Origin of the sequence: Actinomyces bouchesdurhonensis, from assembly GCF_963540955.1 — a bacterium.
GTDB classification, from domain to species: domain Bacteria; phylum Actinomycetota; class Actinomycetes; order Actinomycetales; family Actinomycetaceae; genus Pauljensenia; species Pauljensenia bouchesdurhonensis.
In genome coordinates, this window is the sequence record NZ_CAUTSL010000054.1 from 1 (window position 1) to 15,751 (window position 15,751).

A 15,751-nucleotide genomic window follows, 5' to 3' on the forward strand; every position below is an offset into this window, starting at 1 on the left:
CCGCGCATGCGAGCGCGACGCCCCTCGCCCAGGCGCGTCGTGTCCACGCCGTCCAGCTCGTAGCTGCCCGACGTGGGGGCATCCAGCAGGCCGACGATGTTGAGCATCGTTGACTTGCCCGTGCCCGACCTGCCCACGATGGACACGTGCTCGCCCGCCGCGACGTCCAGGTTGACGCCGCGCAGAATGTGCAGGTCTTCACCGTCGGGCAGGGTGACCGTGCGGGTTACGCCCCGCAGGCGCACGAGGCTCATCGGGCGCCCGTCCCATCAGTTTTGTCAGCGGCCCCGTCCGTGGTCGCGCTGTCCATCCCGTCTCCGGGGCCCGAGCCGTATGGGTCGGTGGAATCCTGATTGTCTGTCGTCGAGGCCGGGGTGAACTCGAGTATTTCCTCGCCCTCCGTCAGTCCCTCCTTGATTTCGACCATCTTTCCGTCGGTCAGGCCGAGGGTGACCGAACGCTTCTCGGGGTTGGCCGGGTCGGAGGTCGGCAGGTAGACGGTGCCGCTCTGGTAGCGGCCTTCGACTGCGGAGACCGGCACGGCGAGCACGTTCGTGGCGGAGCCCGTCGTCATCTCCAGGGTCACCTGCAGGCCGGTGAACACCGTCTGGTCCGAGGGGATCGCACAGCGCGCCTTCAGGTCGGTGGACCCCGACGTGGAGGATCCGACGTTTCCGGGGTTCTTCGGGTCCTGAGTCTTGCCGGTGGGGGTCACGAGCGTGACGCCCGTACACTCGAAGGGCGCGGGGCCGTTCTTAATGGTGACGGTCGCCGTGGACGGCGCCTCCTGGAGCCGGTACATCTGGTCGGCGCTCAGCGGCGCCACAGCAGAAAAGGACGCGGGCGCCACCGATGCGACCGTATCGCCGATCGCAAACTGTTGACCCACGAGGACCCCGGTCGTCACCGTACCATCTCCCGGGGCAACGACGGTCTCGTACCTGTAGGTGGGGTCAGCGGTCTCCACGCTGATAGTGCCGTCCTCGTCGGTGACCTGTTTCGTTTCTCCGGGAATTTCCTTGCGTATCTGGAGGAGCGCGTCACCCTTGGAGACCTTGTCGCCGTCGTTGACATAGACGCGCACGACTGCGCCGTCAAGCGTCGCACGCGCGTTCACCGGCTCGTCTGCTTGAATCGTGCCCGTCAGCTTCACCGTGTTCGTGATGTCGGCGCGGCCCACGTTGATCGTCATCTGCCCGAAGCTGCCGCCCGGGTCTATGCCGTCGTCGGTCTCCTTATCTTGCGAGGCTGGGAAGAACGCGAACTTCACGAGGGAAACCGCAATGACAACCCACGCGATGACTTTGACAATGTCAAGCACCTGAGCGGTGCGGGTCTTGTGTGCCACGTTCGTCTCCTTCGATGAGCGTTGATCGCCTCATTGTAAGATGCGCCTCACGTTCGGAGCAATGGTTCGCACTCGCCGTCTGGCAGGTTTCTGGGACACTCGGCCACGTGCCCCCTGACCCGCCTACGATTGAGACGACCGACCGAAAGGAACCCATGATCCGCCGCGCCACACCCGAGGACGCCGAGGCGCTGTCCGTCCTCTCCCGCGAGTGCTTCACGCAGACCTTCGGTCACCTTTACGCGCCTCATGACTTGGCGCTCTTCCTCGATCAGGCCTACTCCCCCTCCGTCCTACACACCGAACTGACGGACCCCGCACACGCAACCTGGCTTCTCTTCGAGGAAAGCAGCGACGAGGCCGAGGATGAGCGACGCGATCGGGTTACCTCCGGCGCCTCCCCCGCCGATGCCCCCAGCACGCGCCTGGACTCCGCGCCTCCCGAGGAGGAAGCCCACGCCTCGTCTCTACAGGACCCTCTGATCGGCTACGTCACCGCGTGTCCCGCGCACCTACCTCACCCCGACGTCGCACCCGACGACGGCGAAGTCCAGCGCCTGTACGTTCTGCGCGGCCACCAGGGTGAGGGACACGGCACGACACTCCTGCGCACGGCTCTGGAGTGGCTCGAACGCAACGGACCGCGCACCGTCTGGATCGGCGTGTGGAGCGAAAACTATGGGGCGCAACGCTTTTATGCGCGGCACGGTTTCGACATCGTCGGCGAATACCTCTTCATGGTCGGCGACCACGCGGACCGCGAGTTCATCACCCGCCGACCAGCGCGGGGACGCCCGGCGTAAGAGCACCCAGCGAGCACCGAGCCCGGCAAGCCACGCGCCAGCCCACCCCGCGGCGTGGGCGATCACCCCGGACCGCCAAGCCCCGCGAGCGGGAAACCTGACGAGCTTCGAAGAACGCCGGGCGCCCTCACTAAAGACTCGGCGCTAACACACAGAAACGGGTCCCGAGGCTCACACCTCAGGGCCCGTCACTGAGTCTCCTCACGTCATCACTCGCCTTTGTCGGCATCGGCGATCTTCTTACGAACATCGTCCATGTCCAGGTTGCGAATCTGGTTGATCAGATCCTCAAGCGCCGACAACGGCAGGGCGCCAGACTGGCGGAACACCGCAATGCCATCACGGAAGGCCATGAGCGTCGGGATCGACGTGATCTGCGCGGCCATTGCCAGCTGCTGCTGATCGTCCGTGTCGATCTTGCCGAACACAACATCCGTGAACTTCTCGGATGCCTCTTCAAAAATAGGGCCAAACTGTCGGCACGGTCCGCACCAAGTCGCCCAGAAGTCAACCAGAACGATGTCGCCAGCGGACACGGTCTGCTCGAAATTCTCCTGCGTCAGCGTAACGGTAGCCATGTTTCTCCTTGCGTGGTCGGCTCTTTCGCCAACCGGTCGATCGGGGCAGTCTACCCCTTGTTGAACTGTCTTAATCAACGGACGCGCGGCGCCCACTATTCCCAAGAAGGAAGGGGAGCCTCAGTGACGTGCCGCACGTCTTCCTCGGATGCGCCCAGGCCTCGTAGAATAAACGTTTCCACGAGACAAAGCGCTGACTCCCGATGCGGGCCATCCGCGGGGAGGCGCTGCCCCGCCAACGTCGCATGAATCAAGTGAACCGCGCCCAGCGTATTCTGCTGCGCAATTAACCCGCGACCCATGGCGTCGTCGAGAATAGAAATGAGGACCTCGCCAACCATCCCCACGTGATCATGCAGATGCGAGGCGCCCCGATCCGACATCTGCCGACGCAACCCCATACCCGCTTTCACGTGGTACCGGCTGGTCATCTGCACGTGCGAACGAATGTAGAGGCGCAAACGCATCAACGGGTCAGGTTCAGTCGACAGGCGTTCACTCAGAACAGACGTGAACTCTTCGGTGACCTGACGCATATACGCAAGCAGCAGCACTTCCTTGTCCGCGAAGTGGTTATAAACCGCCGTGCGACCGACGCCCGCGCGCTCCGCGATCTGACTCATCGTGATCGACTCAAAGGGCTGCTCAGCCATCAGGGAACCGAGGGCGTCAAATAGGCGCGTGCGTGTCAGCTCGCGGTGAGAGGCGAGTGACTCGCCAATAATCTTCGGCATGGGCACATTCTGACATCTTGCCCCCATGTGTCGTCAAATGATGCGCGCACGCCCACGTTGCGCCAGCGCAGCGCAGGTCCGTCAGTCGGCCACGCTCAAGTCCCGCTCGATACCACGTACGTGCCCGACCACGCACATACCACGCGCGCCCCACACTCAACCGCGCGACCATGGAAGTCTCAGCGCTCACAACACGCGACCACGGCCTCGACGATGGGCAGGTCCGCGACAATCCACTGCAGGGGCGCGAGTTGAGTGATCGGCACCCAGCGGGCCTCAAGGTGCGAGGCACCCGCACGCGGGGCCGGCGAACCGGGTGCCACCTCCGCGAGCCACACGCCCATGACGCGCCCACCCAGGATCGGCCACCACATGCCGCCGTCCGGACACACGCGCTCCCCCACCCGCAGGAGCGTGCCAAGTTCCTCCGCGATCTCACGTTCGAGGGCAGCCACAGCATCCTCGCCCTCTTCGATCTTGCCGCCCGGCAGCTCGAACTGACCGCGCAACTCCTGCGGGTAGGCGCGCGAGCACGCGAGCAGCACGGTTGGGTGCTCCAGGGAATCGACGATGGCTGCGGCCACCACGGGACGAGGCATGGGTCCTCCAATCAGTCAAACGATCCTCAGTGTATCCGCGGCCAGCACGCGCAACAGAACCGGATCCATCTCGGAGCGGACCACGAGGCGTGAGCTGAGGCAGGAGCTGGCAGCACTGCCGTTTCCGCGCCGGAGCGACATGCGCGCATAGGCGGATGCAGCCTTGTTACCGAGAGCAGCACGACAACCACCATCGCACAGCACACAGCGCCGCGAGCACACCGCTGTGCGCGAGATGCCGGTTGCGTGCCCGTCCACCGTGACGCTATGATCGACAAGTCGATTCCTTCGGGACGATGAATTGCGGGCGTAGTTCATCGGTAGAATGGAAGCTTCCCAAGCTTCAGAGGCGGGTTCGATTCCCGTCGCCCGCTCCACCGCCTGGCTGCGCGCCGGGCGGTTTTGTTATGCCTCCGCGGCGAAAGCAGATGCGGATGCGGATGCGGATGCGGATGCGGATAGGTTATGACGATGTGGATAGGTTAATAGGCTATCCGGATGCTCGTAACCTATCCGTGAAGCAACAACCTATCCGCGCACACAGGCAAGGACGCACGCACACAAGGGCACAACAGAGCCACCGGCTACACCCCGGCAAAAGTCGCACGTAATTCGATTGCCTGAACTTTCAACAAAGCCTCAAAGCGTTGCAATTCCAACGATCACAATTCAAATCCTGAAATAGTCCCAGGGGAATTACGTGCGAAATTTCTGAGACGGCGGCGGGGCCTGGCCGGATTTCGAGCCAACGCGCCACACATCAGCGACACAGCGCCGCCGGTGTGGAGGGCGCCGGAGGGACCGGCGGGTCCTGGCAGGGCTATTCACAGCGACCTAGCCCCGCTGGTGTGGAGGGCACCGGAGGGACCGGCGGGCCTGGCCGCGGTGCTGGTGGGCGGCGGCGGGGCCTGGCCGGGCTTCGAGCCGACGCGCCGAGCGAAGCTCGTGGCGCGGACGGCTCGCGGGCGGGCCGCCACCCACCAGCACACACAGCGGCCCGGCCCGACGGCGCCCGGAACACCAGCGAGGCAACAAGCACCACAAGCAACCACGCAACGCAAACGCGCGGCAGCCCGCCAGGGCCTCCGCGCGTTCACGCAACTAGTTCGTACTCGACACCGTCGAGCGGCCAGCCACTCAGCGCAGTCGAGCGGCCAGCCACTCAGCGCAGTCGAGCGGCCACGACCTCGGCGACCTGGACCGCGTTCAGGGCGGCACCCTTGCGCAGGTTGTCACCAGAGACAACCAGGATGAGGCCGCGCTTGCCGTCGACGGCCTGGTCCTGGCGGATGCGGCCCACGAGGACCTCGTCGCGGCCGGCGGCCTCGAGCGGGGTCGGCACGTCCACGACGCGCACGCCGGGAGCCTCGGCCAGCAGGGCGCGCGCCTGGTCGGGCGTGATGTCGCCGGCGAACTCGGCGTGAATGGTCAGGGTGTGGCCCGTGTAGACGGGGACGCGCACGCACGTGCCGGACACGGCCAGGTCGGGGATGTGCAGGATGCGGCGCGACTCGTTGCGCAGCTTCTGCTCCTCGTCGGTCTCCTCGCTGCCGTCGTCGACGATGGAACCGGCGAGCGGCACGACGTCGAAGGCGATGGGGGCGACATACACGCCGGGCTCGGGCAGGGTGACGGCGCGACCATCCAGGGCCAGCGCTGCCAGGTCTTGAGCAGCACCGGCTTCGATCTGGCCGGTCAGCTCGGCGACGCCCGCGCGGCCCGACCCGGAGACGGCCTGGTAGGAGGACACGAAGAGACGCGTCAGACCACCCGCAGCGTCCACGAGAGGCTTGAGGACGGGCATGGCCGCCATGGTCGTGCAGTTGGGGTTCGCGATGATGCCCTTGGGTCGGTTGTCGACGTCGTCGGGGTTGACCTCGGAGACGACGAGCGGAACCTGAAGGTCCTTGCGCCACGCGGAGGAGTTGTCGACGACGACCGCGCCGACAGCCGCGAACTTGGGGGCGTACTCGCGCGAGGCCGTGGCACCCGCTGAGAACACAGCAATGTCGATGCCCGAGTAGTCGGCCGTCGCTACATCCTCGACGACGACGTCCTGCCCCTTCCACGGCAAGGTCGAACCCGCCGAGCGCGCGGACGAGAAGAAACGAATCGTCTCAACCGGGAAACCCCGCTCCTCCAGCAAGGTGCGCATGACACGGCCGACCTGGCCGGTGGCGCCGACGACGGCAACATTAAAACCACTCATGGTCTTCTCCTTGTGTTGATGCGCGCGCCCATACGACGGGGCGAACGCTGGGTGAAATCTATGGGAACGAGGCCCGCCACCAAACCCGGGAAAGCCGAAACCGCGCGGAAACAGCGGAAGCAGCCCGGGCCTCGTCGATGAACGATCAGCGGCCGGTGCCGCCGTAGACGACGGCCTCGGTTTCGGAGGCGTCCAGGCCAAAGGCCGTGTGGACGGCCTTCACGGCGCGGTCGAGGTCGTCGAGGCGAGTGACCACGGAGATACGGATCTCGGAGGTGGAGATCAGGTCGATGTTGATGCCCGCGTCAGACAGGGCGGAGAAAAGGCGCGCGGAAACACCGGGGTTGGTGCGCATACCGACGCCGACGAGGCTGAGCTTGCCGATGTTGGGGTTGTAGCGCAGCTCGTCGAAACCGATCTCGTCGTGGTGTGCTTCCAGCGCGTCGAGGGCTTTTTGCGCGTCGCCGTCGGGCAGGGTGAACGTGATGTTGGCCTTCGTGGGGTCAGAGATCGGCAGGTTCTGGACGATCATGTCGATGTTGGCACCGACCTCGGCGACGACAGCAAAGACTCGGGCGGCGACGCCGGGACTGTTCGGCACGCCGGTGACGGTGATCTTGTCCTGGGAGCGGTCGTGAGCGATACCGGAGATGACGGGCTTTTCCATGGCGTTTTCCTCTGGGGACTTCAAGGCGGCGTCGGGCACGAGGCCCTTGAGTTCGGGGTTTGCGGGGGAGTCAGAGATCCAGGTGCCGTTCTTTTCGGAGAACGAGGAGCGCACGTGCAGGGGAACCCCGTAGCGGCGGGCGAATTCGACGGCCCGCAGGTGGAGGATCTTGGCGCCGTGCGCGGCCATTTCCAGTGTCTCTTCCTGGGTGAGGGTGCGCAGGCGATGGGCCTTAGGGACGATGCGCGGGTCGGCGGAGAAGAGGCCGTCGACGTCCGTGTAGATTTCGCACACGTCGGCGTGGAGGGCGGCAGCCAGGGCGACGGCGGTCGTGTCGGAGCCGCCGCGACCCAGCGTCGTCACGTCGTCGTCTTTGGAGATGCCCTGGAATCCGGCGACGATGGCGACCTGGCCATCCTTGACGGCGCGGGCGACGCGCTCGGGGACCATGCCGATGATTTGGGCGGCACCAAAGTGATTGTCGGTCTTGATGCCGGCTTGGGCCCCCGTGTACGCGCGGGCTTCGACGCCGAGTTCGTTGACGGCCATGGCCAGCAGGGCCATGGAGATGCGTTCGCCCGCGGACAGGAGGATGTCCATTTCGCGTTCGGGCGGGTTGTCGGTGAGGGCGGCCGCCGAGTCGAGGAGGTCGTCAGTCGTGTCGCCCATCGCTGATACGACGACGACGACGCGATGTCCCGCGTTGTGCGTGTCCACGATGCGCTGGGCGACGCGCTTCATGGCCTCGGTGTCGGCCACGGAAGAACCGCCGTATTTTTGCACGATCAGTGCCACTGGACCCTCATTTCTTTCTGTACATGCTGGTCTGCACGCATTCGGGCAACATACGCCACTGTGTCAATCCTACGGCGCTGGCGCGATCACGCTGGGAACTTCCGGTATATGAACGGCTGATCTGGGGTGACATTGAACGCTCGACTGCGAGCAGGCCCACACAACGCGCGAGGCCGGGGCGGGCCAGGGGGTCCGCTCACGCCCCGCCGCGCGCTCGTCGGGCGCCGGCGACCGGGGCGCGTCCGGCACCGTCGGCCTGCCCACGCTCGCCTCACGCCGCCGGCAGCATCACCTCGATAACAGTCCCCTTCTCACTGTCAACTAGCCGCACCGACCCGCCCATCGCGCGAGCCAGCGACTCGACGATCGACATGCCCAGTCCCGAGGACCCATGCCCGTCGCGCGTTCGCGAGGAGTCGCCCCGCACGAAACGGTCAAACACGCGATCGCGAATCGCCGGCGGGATGCCGGGCCCGTCGTCAGCGACGCGGATCGCAACCATCGACGAGGCCGGGGCACCCTCCGCTTTCCCCTGCCCCTTCGCGCAGCCGCGGGCGCGCACGCAATCGGCCACGGCCTCGTCGTCGCTCCGGGTCAGCGAGACGACGACGCGGGTTCCCGCGGGCGTGTGCACGCGGGCGTTGGCGAGGAGGTTCGTGAGGATCTGACGCAGGGCAGCCTCGTCGCCGAGGACGGGAATGTCCGCGGCCTCGCCGAGCTCCCACGCGTGGTCGGGGGCGACCACGTGCGCGTCGGACAGGGCGTCCAGTATCAGCGGGATAACGTTGATTTTCTCTTGTTTCAGGGCGCGATTACCGTCCAGGCGTGCCAGGGTCAGCATCTCCTCCACGAGGGACGCCATGCGCGCCCCCTCCGAGGAGATGCGCTCGAGGGCCTGGGTGCGGGAGGCCTCGTCGATGTCGCGGCGCGCGAGCTGCGCGTACCCCTGCACGGAGGCAAGCGGCGTGCGCAGCTCGTGCGAGGCGTCGGCGACGAATTGGCGCAGCTTCGCCTCACTGCGGGCGCGGCGCTCCATGCCGTCTTCGACCGCGTCGATCATCGAGTTGAGCGCACCCGCGACGTCGGCGACCTCCACCGGGCCGTCGGTCGCATCCTCCCCGACGCGCGTCAGATTCGCCGACTCATCGGCGAGGTCGCGGCTCGCGATGTCCGCGGCCGCCGCGCGCACCACGCTGAGGGGACGCAGCTCGCGGCGCACCCACACGCGGCCAACCACCCCCGCGGCGAGCGCGATGACCAGGGATGCCCCCACCTCGACGGCGACAAGCATGATGACGACGTCGTCGACGCTGTCCGACTGCACGCCGACGAGGACGGTCTTGTCCTCGACCACGCGGGCGGTGACGCGGAACGCGCCCATCCCTTGAAGGCGCACGGTGTGCGAGCGCCCGTCGGCGGGTACTGCGGCCAGGATCGCCAGGGCCGACCCGTTCAGGTAGGTCACCGAGAAGTTCGAGACGACCGCGCCGACAGCTTCCCCGTCCTCGCTCACGTACTGGAGGGTACCCTCCGCGATTCCGGAACCACCGAACCCGGGCCCCGTGGGACCGCCGGGGACGACCGGCCCGCCGGGGCGCGGCGCCCCTGAGGGCTGTGCGGGCGGGCGGGCGGCGTCGTCATCGTCGTCGCTCTCCCCGTACTCCTCGTCCTCCCCGTCCTCCGGCGCGTCATCAACGTCCAGGTGTTCGCCTGCGCGCTGCGAGAGGCGATGCAGCTCGGAGTCCACGTTGGCCAGCATCCAGGAGCGCATGACCAGGGTGGAGGCCGCCACCATGACGACGAGGGCCAGGGCGACGCACGCGGCGAGCGCGCGGGACAGGCGCCCGGCCAGGGAGGGGCGGCGGCGCGTCACTGGGGTTCCCGCATGATGTAGCCGGCGCCGCGCACGGTGCGGATGAGGGCGGGGCGGTCGGCGTCGATCTTCTTGCGCAGGTAGGAGATGTACAGTTCTACGACGTTGACCTGGCCGCCAAAATCGTAGCTCCACACGGCGTTGAGAATCTTCTGCTTAGATAAAACGATTCCAACGTTTTCCATGAGATACCGGAGCAATTCGAACTCCGTGTTCGTTAACGTAATATTTTCGTTGCCGCGCCGCACATCATGGGACTTCAGGTCGAGAGTCAAATCAGCGACCGTGAGCACGGTCGAGGCCGCCTGCTGGGTGCGTCCCGCTCGGCGCAGGAGTGCCTCGACGCGGGCGGCGACTTCGTCCAGGTCGAAGGGTTTGGTGACGTAGTCGTCCGCCCCGGCGCGCAGGCCCTGCACGCGATCGGCGACCGCGTCGCGGGCGGTGAGGAAGAGGACGGGCAGTTCGGGGTCGCGGGCGCGCAGGCGTTCCAGCGTCTCGAGGCCGTCCATGCGCGGCATCTGCACGTCGAGAATGACGACGTCGGGGCGCATGCTCGATGCCTTCGCGAGCGCGTCGAGCCCGTCCGTCGCCGTATCCGTCTCCCAGCCCTCGTGGCGCAGGGCCTGCGAGAGCAGGTCGGCTAGCATCGCCTCGTCGTCGACGACGAGCACGCGGGGCGCGCCGCCGCTCGCTTGGGTCGTCATCATGGCCTCCTCACCTGTCGGGGCGTTGCCCTTCCGATTGTGTCACACGTGCGTCACCGCGCGAGGGTCACGAGGCCGTCTGGGGGTGTTCGGTTTCTGCTAGCCTAGAGGGGTACCGCGTTGGCACATCAGCTCACAGGAGAACTCATGGCCCCGGAAGAGATACTCAACAAGGGGATCACGTGGGCGCAACCCTGGTTGAGCGCACCACCCGCTACCTGATCATCGTGGCTCTGCCCCTGGGACGTAAAGCCGACCAGGTCCGGCGAGCTCACCCGCCGCATCCAGGGCCTGCTCGACCAAGCGATGCGCACACCGACCTGGGACCAAGGCCGGGAAATTGACACCCCCCAAATTTGGTCTAATCTCACCAACGAGACAATCCCTCGTAGCACGAGCATTGTTCAACGTTCACTGTTTGGGAGAGTTACTATGCACTATTTCTCACGGAAATTACCCGACGCGAAAAGCATTTCACAGACGCACGTGCCGCGAAGCAAGCGCTGGGTTGCCGCCGCCTTGTGCGCGGGCCTCGTGGCCACCGCATCCGGGGTGGGATACTGGTCGAACTACGTGTACCTGTCCGACCTGACCGCCATGGATGCATGGAACCGCTACATGGACCTTGTCAGAGACGGGAAATACGACGAGGCCCTAGCCTACTCCCCGGTTCCCTTCGCCGATTCGACACGCCAACCCTCGTCGGCATTCCTCACAGATGCTGCGCACGCACACGCGCCCAGCTCCGTCACATTCCAAGGAGAAGTCTCTCAAAACCCTACGAATAGGAGCACGGATATATGGATCGAAGGAGCTATTCAATTTGATGATGGAACCACCACCCAATTTCCTTCAAGTTCTCGCGTAGAGAGATTAGATAGACGCAACGGCCAGCTCGGCATGTGGAAGATCGACCTCTTTTCATCCGGGTTAACCATTGACCATATCAATACGGACGGTCTCCGTAGCATTCGCGTAGGCGACATCTTGATCAGCGACCCGCAGGGCTCCTACTACCTCTTCCCCGGCAGCTACCGCATCGAGGCAGTCCCCCGGAATCCGGACTATTGGACGATTCAATACGAGATTCCCCTGAATGACGGTACAGGAGAACTGCGTACCCATACAACAGTCCCACCTTTCACGATCATTCCCAGCGACAAACTTACCGACTGGATCCGGAAGGAAAGCGAAGCATTCGCAGCATCTTGCCGCACCGGCACACCGGATCCAGCCAGGGAAGGACGCTGCGGAGCCCTTGCATACAGTACGGCAGCGTTGGATCTTACAAACGAGACACTGCTCATTGGATCACTGCGCGGCACGTCATTTTGGCTGAGTGTGCCAACGGGACCAACCGACCCGGCGGCCGACAGTCTTCCTACGCCCTCCGACACCTTCACCTGCACCATCGACTTCGCTTACGACGGTGCACAACCGACGTTGGAGTGCACTCTGGATAAATGATTGATGGTTGGCTCACGAACTGGGGTTAGGCTTGTGTCGTTGACACTTCGTTAAGTGGGCGCGAGTGCCTGCGGCCAGTGAAGCACCTGTTATGGGAACTCGTCGTCGTTTAACACCGGAGTATCGTCGTGATGTGGCGAGTCTGGTGTTGGATACAGGGTCCACGAATCGCGTCTGTGGCCCGGGATTTAGGGCTGGGCGAATCGGTGGTGGGCCGGTGGGTCACACTCGAGCGCGAGCGGCGTCTCGCCACCTGGATCGAAGACTTCTACAACCGCCGCCGCATCCACACCAGCCTCGGCGGCAAATCCACCATCGAATACGAACGACACCTAGCGGCCTGGACAACAGCCGCATCAACAAACTGTCAGCAACTTGCGCACAACCCAGGGTGCCTAGAGGCGGCGGCGGCCCTCGAGCGCGCGCCCCAGCGTCACCGAGTCCGCGTACTCCAGGTCACCGCCCATGGGCAGGCCCATGGCCAGGCGCGAGGTCTCGACCCCCATCGTGGAGAGCATGCGCGCCAGGTACGCGGCCGTCGCTTCGCCCTCAACGTTCGGGTTGGTCGCCAGGATGACCTCAGTGACCGTGCCATCCGCGAGGCGGCTCATGAGCGAAGCAATGTTCAGCTGGTCCGGCCCCACCCCGTGGATCGGGTCGATGACGCCGCCGAGCACGTGGTAACGCCCCCGGAACACGCGCGCGCCCTCGATCGCCTGAATGTCCTTGGGCTCCTGGACCACGCAAATCGCGCTGGGGTCGCGGCGCACATCGCGGCAGATCGAGCATTCGTCTTCTTCCGTGAGGTTGCCGCAGATGACGCAGTGACGCACGCGCCCACGCACGGCGTTGATCGCGTCGACGAGGCGCGCGACCTCGTCGGGCTGCGCGTCCAGGACGTGCATCGCCATGCGCTGCGCGGACTTCGGGCCGATACCCGGCAACTGTCCGAACTGGTCGATGAGGTCGGCCAGAGCGCCTTCGTACATGTCAGTATCCTCCCTCGGTCATCTTCTCTTCGATGACGCGTCCGCCGAGGATCTCCAGGACCGCTGCCAGGCCGATCGTCTGCGAGTTGTCGATGTTGTCGTCGTCGATGCTGGCGCTGTCGTCGTCGGCCGCGTGGGTTCGGGGTGCGGCTACCGCCCGCTCACGTTGCTTCTTCTCACGCAGTGCGGCCTCCGCCGCTGCGCGTCCGGTGACGGGCGCGCCGGGGTCCCCTTGGGTCGGCGTGGCGGCGCCTCCCGGGTTGTGCGGCTCTGATGTGGCCGAGCGCGTGGGTTGTGGTGCGACTGCCAGCCATGCCGGGGGCTGCGAGGCCGCGGCTTGGCCTGTGGGTGCGGGCACTACACCCCTCGCGGGCACGCCGCCCGCGCCCGGCGTGCCCTGTTGTGGGGGCGCCCACGAGTCGGCACCGTCGTCAAAGTTCACGGACGCGCCGCCTGGAATCACGATCGGGTCGCCCCATCCCGTCGGGGTCGACGGCGTGTACGAGGCGGGCTCGATGGGCGCATCGTCAAAGACGGGGGACGAGGCCTGGGTACCTCCCCCGTTCGCCGTCTCCTCGTGCGCGTCGGTGGGCTCCGGGTCACCCGGGTAGGTGAAAACCGTGAAGGATCGCTTGCGCGGCGCCGCGGGGGCGTCAACAGCGGGGCGCTGCTGTTCCTGCGCCGGGGCCTCGGCGAGCGCTCGGGCCGCCCTCTCGGGAAGGACGGGACCGTCGCGGTGGACGGGAGCCTCCTGCCGGGCGGGTACCTCCTGCCGGGCGGGGTTCTCCCACTGGCGCGGAGCTGCGGGCGCGTTGTCCTGCTCGCGGCGAAGGGGGGTCACGGCCGCAGGCTCGGGCCAGGTATTGTCTTCCTCCGGATCGGGCTGCGGCGCGCGGGCAGACTGCTCTACCGGCGCCGACTGGGCGACCGGCGCGGGCTCGGGCCAGCCGTCTTGCTCGGGCGCGGGCTCGTCGTGGGGGGCCGCCTGCGCGGCGGCCTCGTCAAAAGGGGGCGGCTCCGAGACCCACCCGCCGGGCTGGCGCGATTGTCCGCCGACGCGAGACGCCTGCGCGGAGGGACCCGTCGTCGCCGACCCGCCCGAGGCCTGCCCCACCTGGGCGGACACGCTGACGGTCAGACCAGTGACCTCTTCGATGGCCTTTTCGACGTCCGCGGCGCGGGACCCGCGCGCGAAGGCGTTGACCATGGGTTCGACGGGGAACAGGAGGACGACGCGGGTTCCGTCGACGGCACCCAACTGCGCGTTGCCGCCGACCATCGACCAGGTGACGCGACTGATCGACGCCAAGCGTTCCACGACCTCGTTCCAGCGGCCACGCAGCATGTCGGCGTCGCGCCCGTCCGGGGCGTGGGAGACGGGTGTCTCAGTGCGCTTGGTCTGCTCGGCCTGCGCGGGCATGGGGGGACGGGCAGGTGCTGTTTCGCGGGCGCGCTGGGCGTCGTGACGCGGGTCGGTTTGCGCGGTTCTTCGGCCCTGCGATGACTCCGGGCGCTGCGGTTCGGCGGCCTCGGGGCGCTGATGGCGCGGCTCGGCCTGCGCGGGGGCAGAACCGTGCTCCGGGGTGGGCGTGCTCGCCGACCAATCAGGGCCGTTTCCCCACGCGGGCATGCCCTGGGGGAAAGGAGATGAATCGGGTGCGTGCTGGGAGCGTGCCGAGGCTTCAGCGCGCTCCTGCTTCTTGCGAGCCAAAGCTTCGCGCGCCTCGCGGGCACCGAAACGACCAGTGGGGGCGTCGGGCGACGACGCGGGGGACGCCTGGCGCGGCGCTCCCCCACCGGTCATGCCGACCGTGCCCTGCACGGGGGCGGAAATGTCGTCGGATGTGGGCACGAGGATGCGGCCGACGAGGAGTTCGAGCTGCAGGCGGGGCGACGTCGCGCCCGTCATGGCGCGCAGGGCCTCGTCGGTCAGGTCGGCGGCGCGGGATAGGCCGTGCGGGCCCCAGTTCTGCGCCTGGCGCTGCATGCGCTCGAACTGGTCGTGCGGGGTGTCCGCCAGGACGTCGCGCGCGCCGTCACCGGCCACCGCGATGATGAGGAGGTCGCGCAGGCGCTGGAGGAAGTCCTCGACAAATCGGCGCGGGTCGTGGCCGGACTCGACCATGCGCTCGACGACGCGGAAGGCCGCTGCGCCGTCGCCACCCGCGAGGGCGTCGACGCTCTGGTCGAGCAGCGCGGAGTCCGTGTACCCGAGCAGCGCCACCGCCGTCTGGTAGGTGACCTTGCCGTCGATCGCGCCGGCCATCAGCTGGTCGAGCACGGACAGGGTGTCGCGCACCGAACCGCCGCCCGCGCGCATGACGAGCGTGAGCACGCCGTCGCCAACATTGACGTGTTCCTCGGCGCACAGGGTCGTCAGATAGGGTCCCAGCACGTCCGGGGGCACCAGGCGGAATGGGTAGTGGTGGGTACGTGAGCGGATCGTTCCGATGACGCGCTCGGGTTCGGTGGTCGCAAAGACGAACTTGACGTGCTCGGGCGGTTCCTCGACGAGTTTGAGCAGCGCGTTGAAGCCCTGGTTCGTGACCATGTGGGCCTCATCGATGATGAAGATCTTGTAGCGGTCACGCACGGGCGCGAAAGTGGCGCGCTCGCGCAGGTCGCGTGCGTCGTCGACGCCGCCGTGTGAGGCCGCGTCAATCTCGACGACGTCGAGCGAACCCGGGCCGCCGGTGGCCAGCTCGCGACAGGACTCGCACTGACCGCACGGGGTGTCCGTGGGGCCCTGCGCGCAGTTCAGGCAGCGCGCGAGGATGCGCGCCGACGTGGTCTTTCCACAGCCGCGCGGCCCGGAGAACAGGTACGCGTGCGTCACGCGATTCGCGCGCAACGCAGCCTTGAGCGGCTCCGTCACGTGCTCCTGGCCGATCACCTGGTCGAAGGTGTCGGGGCGATACCGGCGATACAGTGCTGTGGTCACCCTCCAAGCCTAGTTGCTCCCACCCTCATCTGCGTCCCACGCCG

13 protein-coding genes and 1 tRNA gene are annotated in these 15,751 nt (G+C 66.6%); 3 read left to right on the top strand and 11 right to left on the bottom strand.

Features of this window, described 5'->3' with window-relative positions; all coding sequences use genetic code 11:
- Together RYL44_RS08470 and RYL44_RS08475 are read right to left on the bottom strand one after the other, a co-directional pair.
- Nucleotides 1–254, bottom strand: a 254-nt coding sequence (locus RYL44_RS08470) for an ATP-binding cassette domain-containing protein (protein WP_314975699.1), incomplete at its 3' end; no start/stop codon positions are given.
- Entirely contained in the window at nucleotides 251–1,348 is a 1,098-nt protein-coding gene (locus RYL44_RS08475) for an efflux RND transporter periplasmic adaptor subunit (protein WP_314975700.1), read from the bottom strand. The genes RYL44_RS08470 and RYL44_RS08475, both read right to left, overlap by 4 nt.
- 155 nt (nucleotides 1,349–1,503) lie before the next feature.
- On the opposite strand from RYL44_RS08475, the gene RYL44_RS08480 reads away from it, so the two are divergent.
- Nucleotides 1,504–2,151 (top strand): GNAT family N-acetyltransferase, encoded by a 648-nt coding sequence (locus RYL44_RS08480; protein WP_314975707.1) that lies wholly within the window; start codon nucleotides 1,504–1,506, stop codon nucleotides 2,149–2,151.
- A 209-nt stretch (nucleotides 2,152–2,360) separates the two neighbouring features.
- On the opposite strand, the gene trxA is transcribed toward RYL44_RS08480, so the two are convergent.
- From trxA to RYL44_RS08495, 3 genes are all read right to left on the bottom strand, one after another.
- Nucleotides 2,361–2,729, bottom strand: a complete 369-nt coding sequence (gene trxA, locus RYL44_RS08485) for a thioredoxin (RefSeq protein ID WP_073983608.1) — start codon at nucleotides 2,727–2,729, stop codon at nucleotides 2,361–2,363.
- Nucleotides 2,730–2,824: 95 nt separating this feature from the next.
- Nucleotides 2,825–3,463 carry a TetR/AcrR family transcriptional regulator gene (locus RYL44_RS08490; protein ID WP_073983607.1) on the bottom strand — a complete coding sequence of 213 codons (639 nt, stop codon included), beginning with the start codon at nucleotides 3,461–3,463 and terminating at the stop codon, nucleotides 2,825–2,827.
- Nucleotides 3,464–3,642: 179 nt separating this feature from the next.
- Nucleotides 3,643–4,062, bottom strand: a complete 420-nt coding sequence (locus RYL44_RS08495) for an NUDIX domain-containing protein (protein ID WP_314975701.1) — start codon at nucleotides 4,060–4,062, stop codon at nucleotides 3,643–3,645.
- 303 nt (nucleotides 4,063–4,365) lie between these two features.
- Here RYL44_RS08495 and RYL44_RS08500 point away from each other — a divergent pair.
- A tRNA-Gly gene (locus tag RYL44_RS08500) sits at nucleotides 4,366–4,439 on the top strand.
- Between the two features lie 785 nt (nucleotides 4,440–5,224).
- On the opposite strand, the gene RYL44_RS08505 is transcribed toward RYL44_RS08500, so the two are convergent.
- The 4 genes from RYL44_RS08505 to RYL44_RS08520 all read right to left on the bottom strand — a co-directional run bounded on the left by RYL44_RS08505 (nucleotide 5,225) and on the right by RYL44_RS08520 (nucleotide 10,313).
- On the bottom strand, nucleotides 5,225–6,271 hold the full coding sequence (locus RYL44_RS08505) for an aspartate-semialdehyde dehydrogenase (RefSeq protein WP_314975702.1): 1,047 nt from the start codon (nucleotides 6,269–6,271) through the stop codon (nucleotides 5,225–5,227).
- A gap of 145 nt (nucleotides 6,272–6,416) precedes the next feature.
- Nucleotides 6,417–7,733, bottom strand: coding sequence for an aspartate kinase (locus RYL44_RS08510; RefSeq protein ID WP_276738569.1), 1,317 nt, complete (start codon nucleotides 7,731–7,733; stop codon nucleotides 6,417–6,419).
- A gap of 271 nt (nucleotides 7,734–8,004) precedes the next feature.
- A complete protein-coding gene (locus tag RYL44_RS08515; protein WP_314975703.1) occupies nucleotides 8,005–9,606 on the bottom strand; it encodes a sensor histidine kinase in 1,602 nt (533 codons plus the stop codon).
- Entirely contained in the window at nucleotides 9,603–10,313 is a 711-nt protein-coding gene (locus RYL44_RS08520; RefSeq protein ID WP_314975704.1) for a response regulator transcription factor, read from the bottom strand. Before RYL44_RS08520 ends, RYL44_RS08515 begins: the two co-directional genes overlap by 4 nt.
- A gap of 483 nt (nucleotides 10,314–10,796) precedes the next feature.
- Between RYL44_RS08520 and RYL44_RS08525 the strand changes: the two genes are divergently transcribed.
- A complete protein-coding gene (locus tag RYL44_RS08525) occupies nucleotides 10,797–11,777 on the top strand; it encodes a hypothetical protein (protein ID WP_314975705.1) in 981 nt (326 codons plus the stop codon).
- 395 nt (nucleotides 11,778–12,172) lie between these two features.
- Here the strand turns inward: RYL44_RS08525 and recR are convergent, their stop codons facing one another.
- Together recR and RYL44_RS08535 are read right to left on the bottom strand one after the other, a co-directional pair.
- The gene (gene recR / locus RYL44_RS08530) at nucleotides 12,173–12,766 is read right to left on the bottom strand and encodes a recombination mediator RecR (RefSeq protein ID WP_314803839.1); all 594 of its coding nucleotides are present in this window, start codon (nucleotides 12,764–12,766) and stop codon (nucleotides 12,173–12,175) included.
- A 1-nt stretch (nucleotide 12,767) separates the two neighbouring features.
- Nucleotides 12,768–15,707, bottom strand: coding sequence for a DNA polymerase III subunit gamma and tau (locus RYL44_RS08535; protein ID WP_314975706.1), 2,940 nt, complete (start codon nucleotides 15,705–15,707; stop codon nucleotides 12,768–12,770).
- Between the last annotated feature and the right edge of the window lie 44 nt (nucleotides 15,708–15,751).

Excerpts from the sequence above, each read along its gene's own strand:
- RYL44_RS08480 (WP_314975707.1), top strand. The coding sequence starts at position 1,504 with ATGATCCGCCGCGCCACACCCGAGGACGCCGAGGCGCTGTCCGTCCTC.
- RYL44_RS08505 (WP_314975702.1), bottom strand. The coding sequence starts at position 6,271 with ATGAGTGGTTTTAATGTTGCCGTCGTCGGCGCCACCGGCCAGGTCGGC.
- trxA (WP_073983608.1), bottom strand. The coding sequence starts at position 2,729 with ATGGCTACCGTTACGCTGACGCAGGAGAATTTCGAGCAGACCGTGTCC.
- RYL44_RS08490 (WP_073983607.1), bottom strand. The coding sequence starts at position 3,463 with ATGCCGAAGATTATTGGCGAGTCACTCGCCTCTCACCGCGAGCTGACA.
- recR (WP_314803839.1), bottom strand. The coding sequence starts at position 12,766 with ATGTACGAAGGCGCTCTGGCCGACCTCATCGACCAGTTCGGACAGTTG.
- RYL44_RS08495 (WP_314975701.1), bottom strand. The coding sequence starts at position 4,062 with ATGCCTCGTCCCGTGGTGGCCGCAGCCATCGTCGATTCCCTGGAGCAC.
- RYL44_RS08520 (WP_314975704.1), bottom strand. The coding sequence starts at position 10,313 with ATGATGACGACCCAAGCGAGCGGCGGCGCGCCCCGCGTGCTCGTCGTC.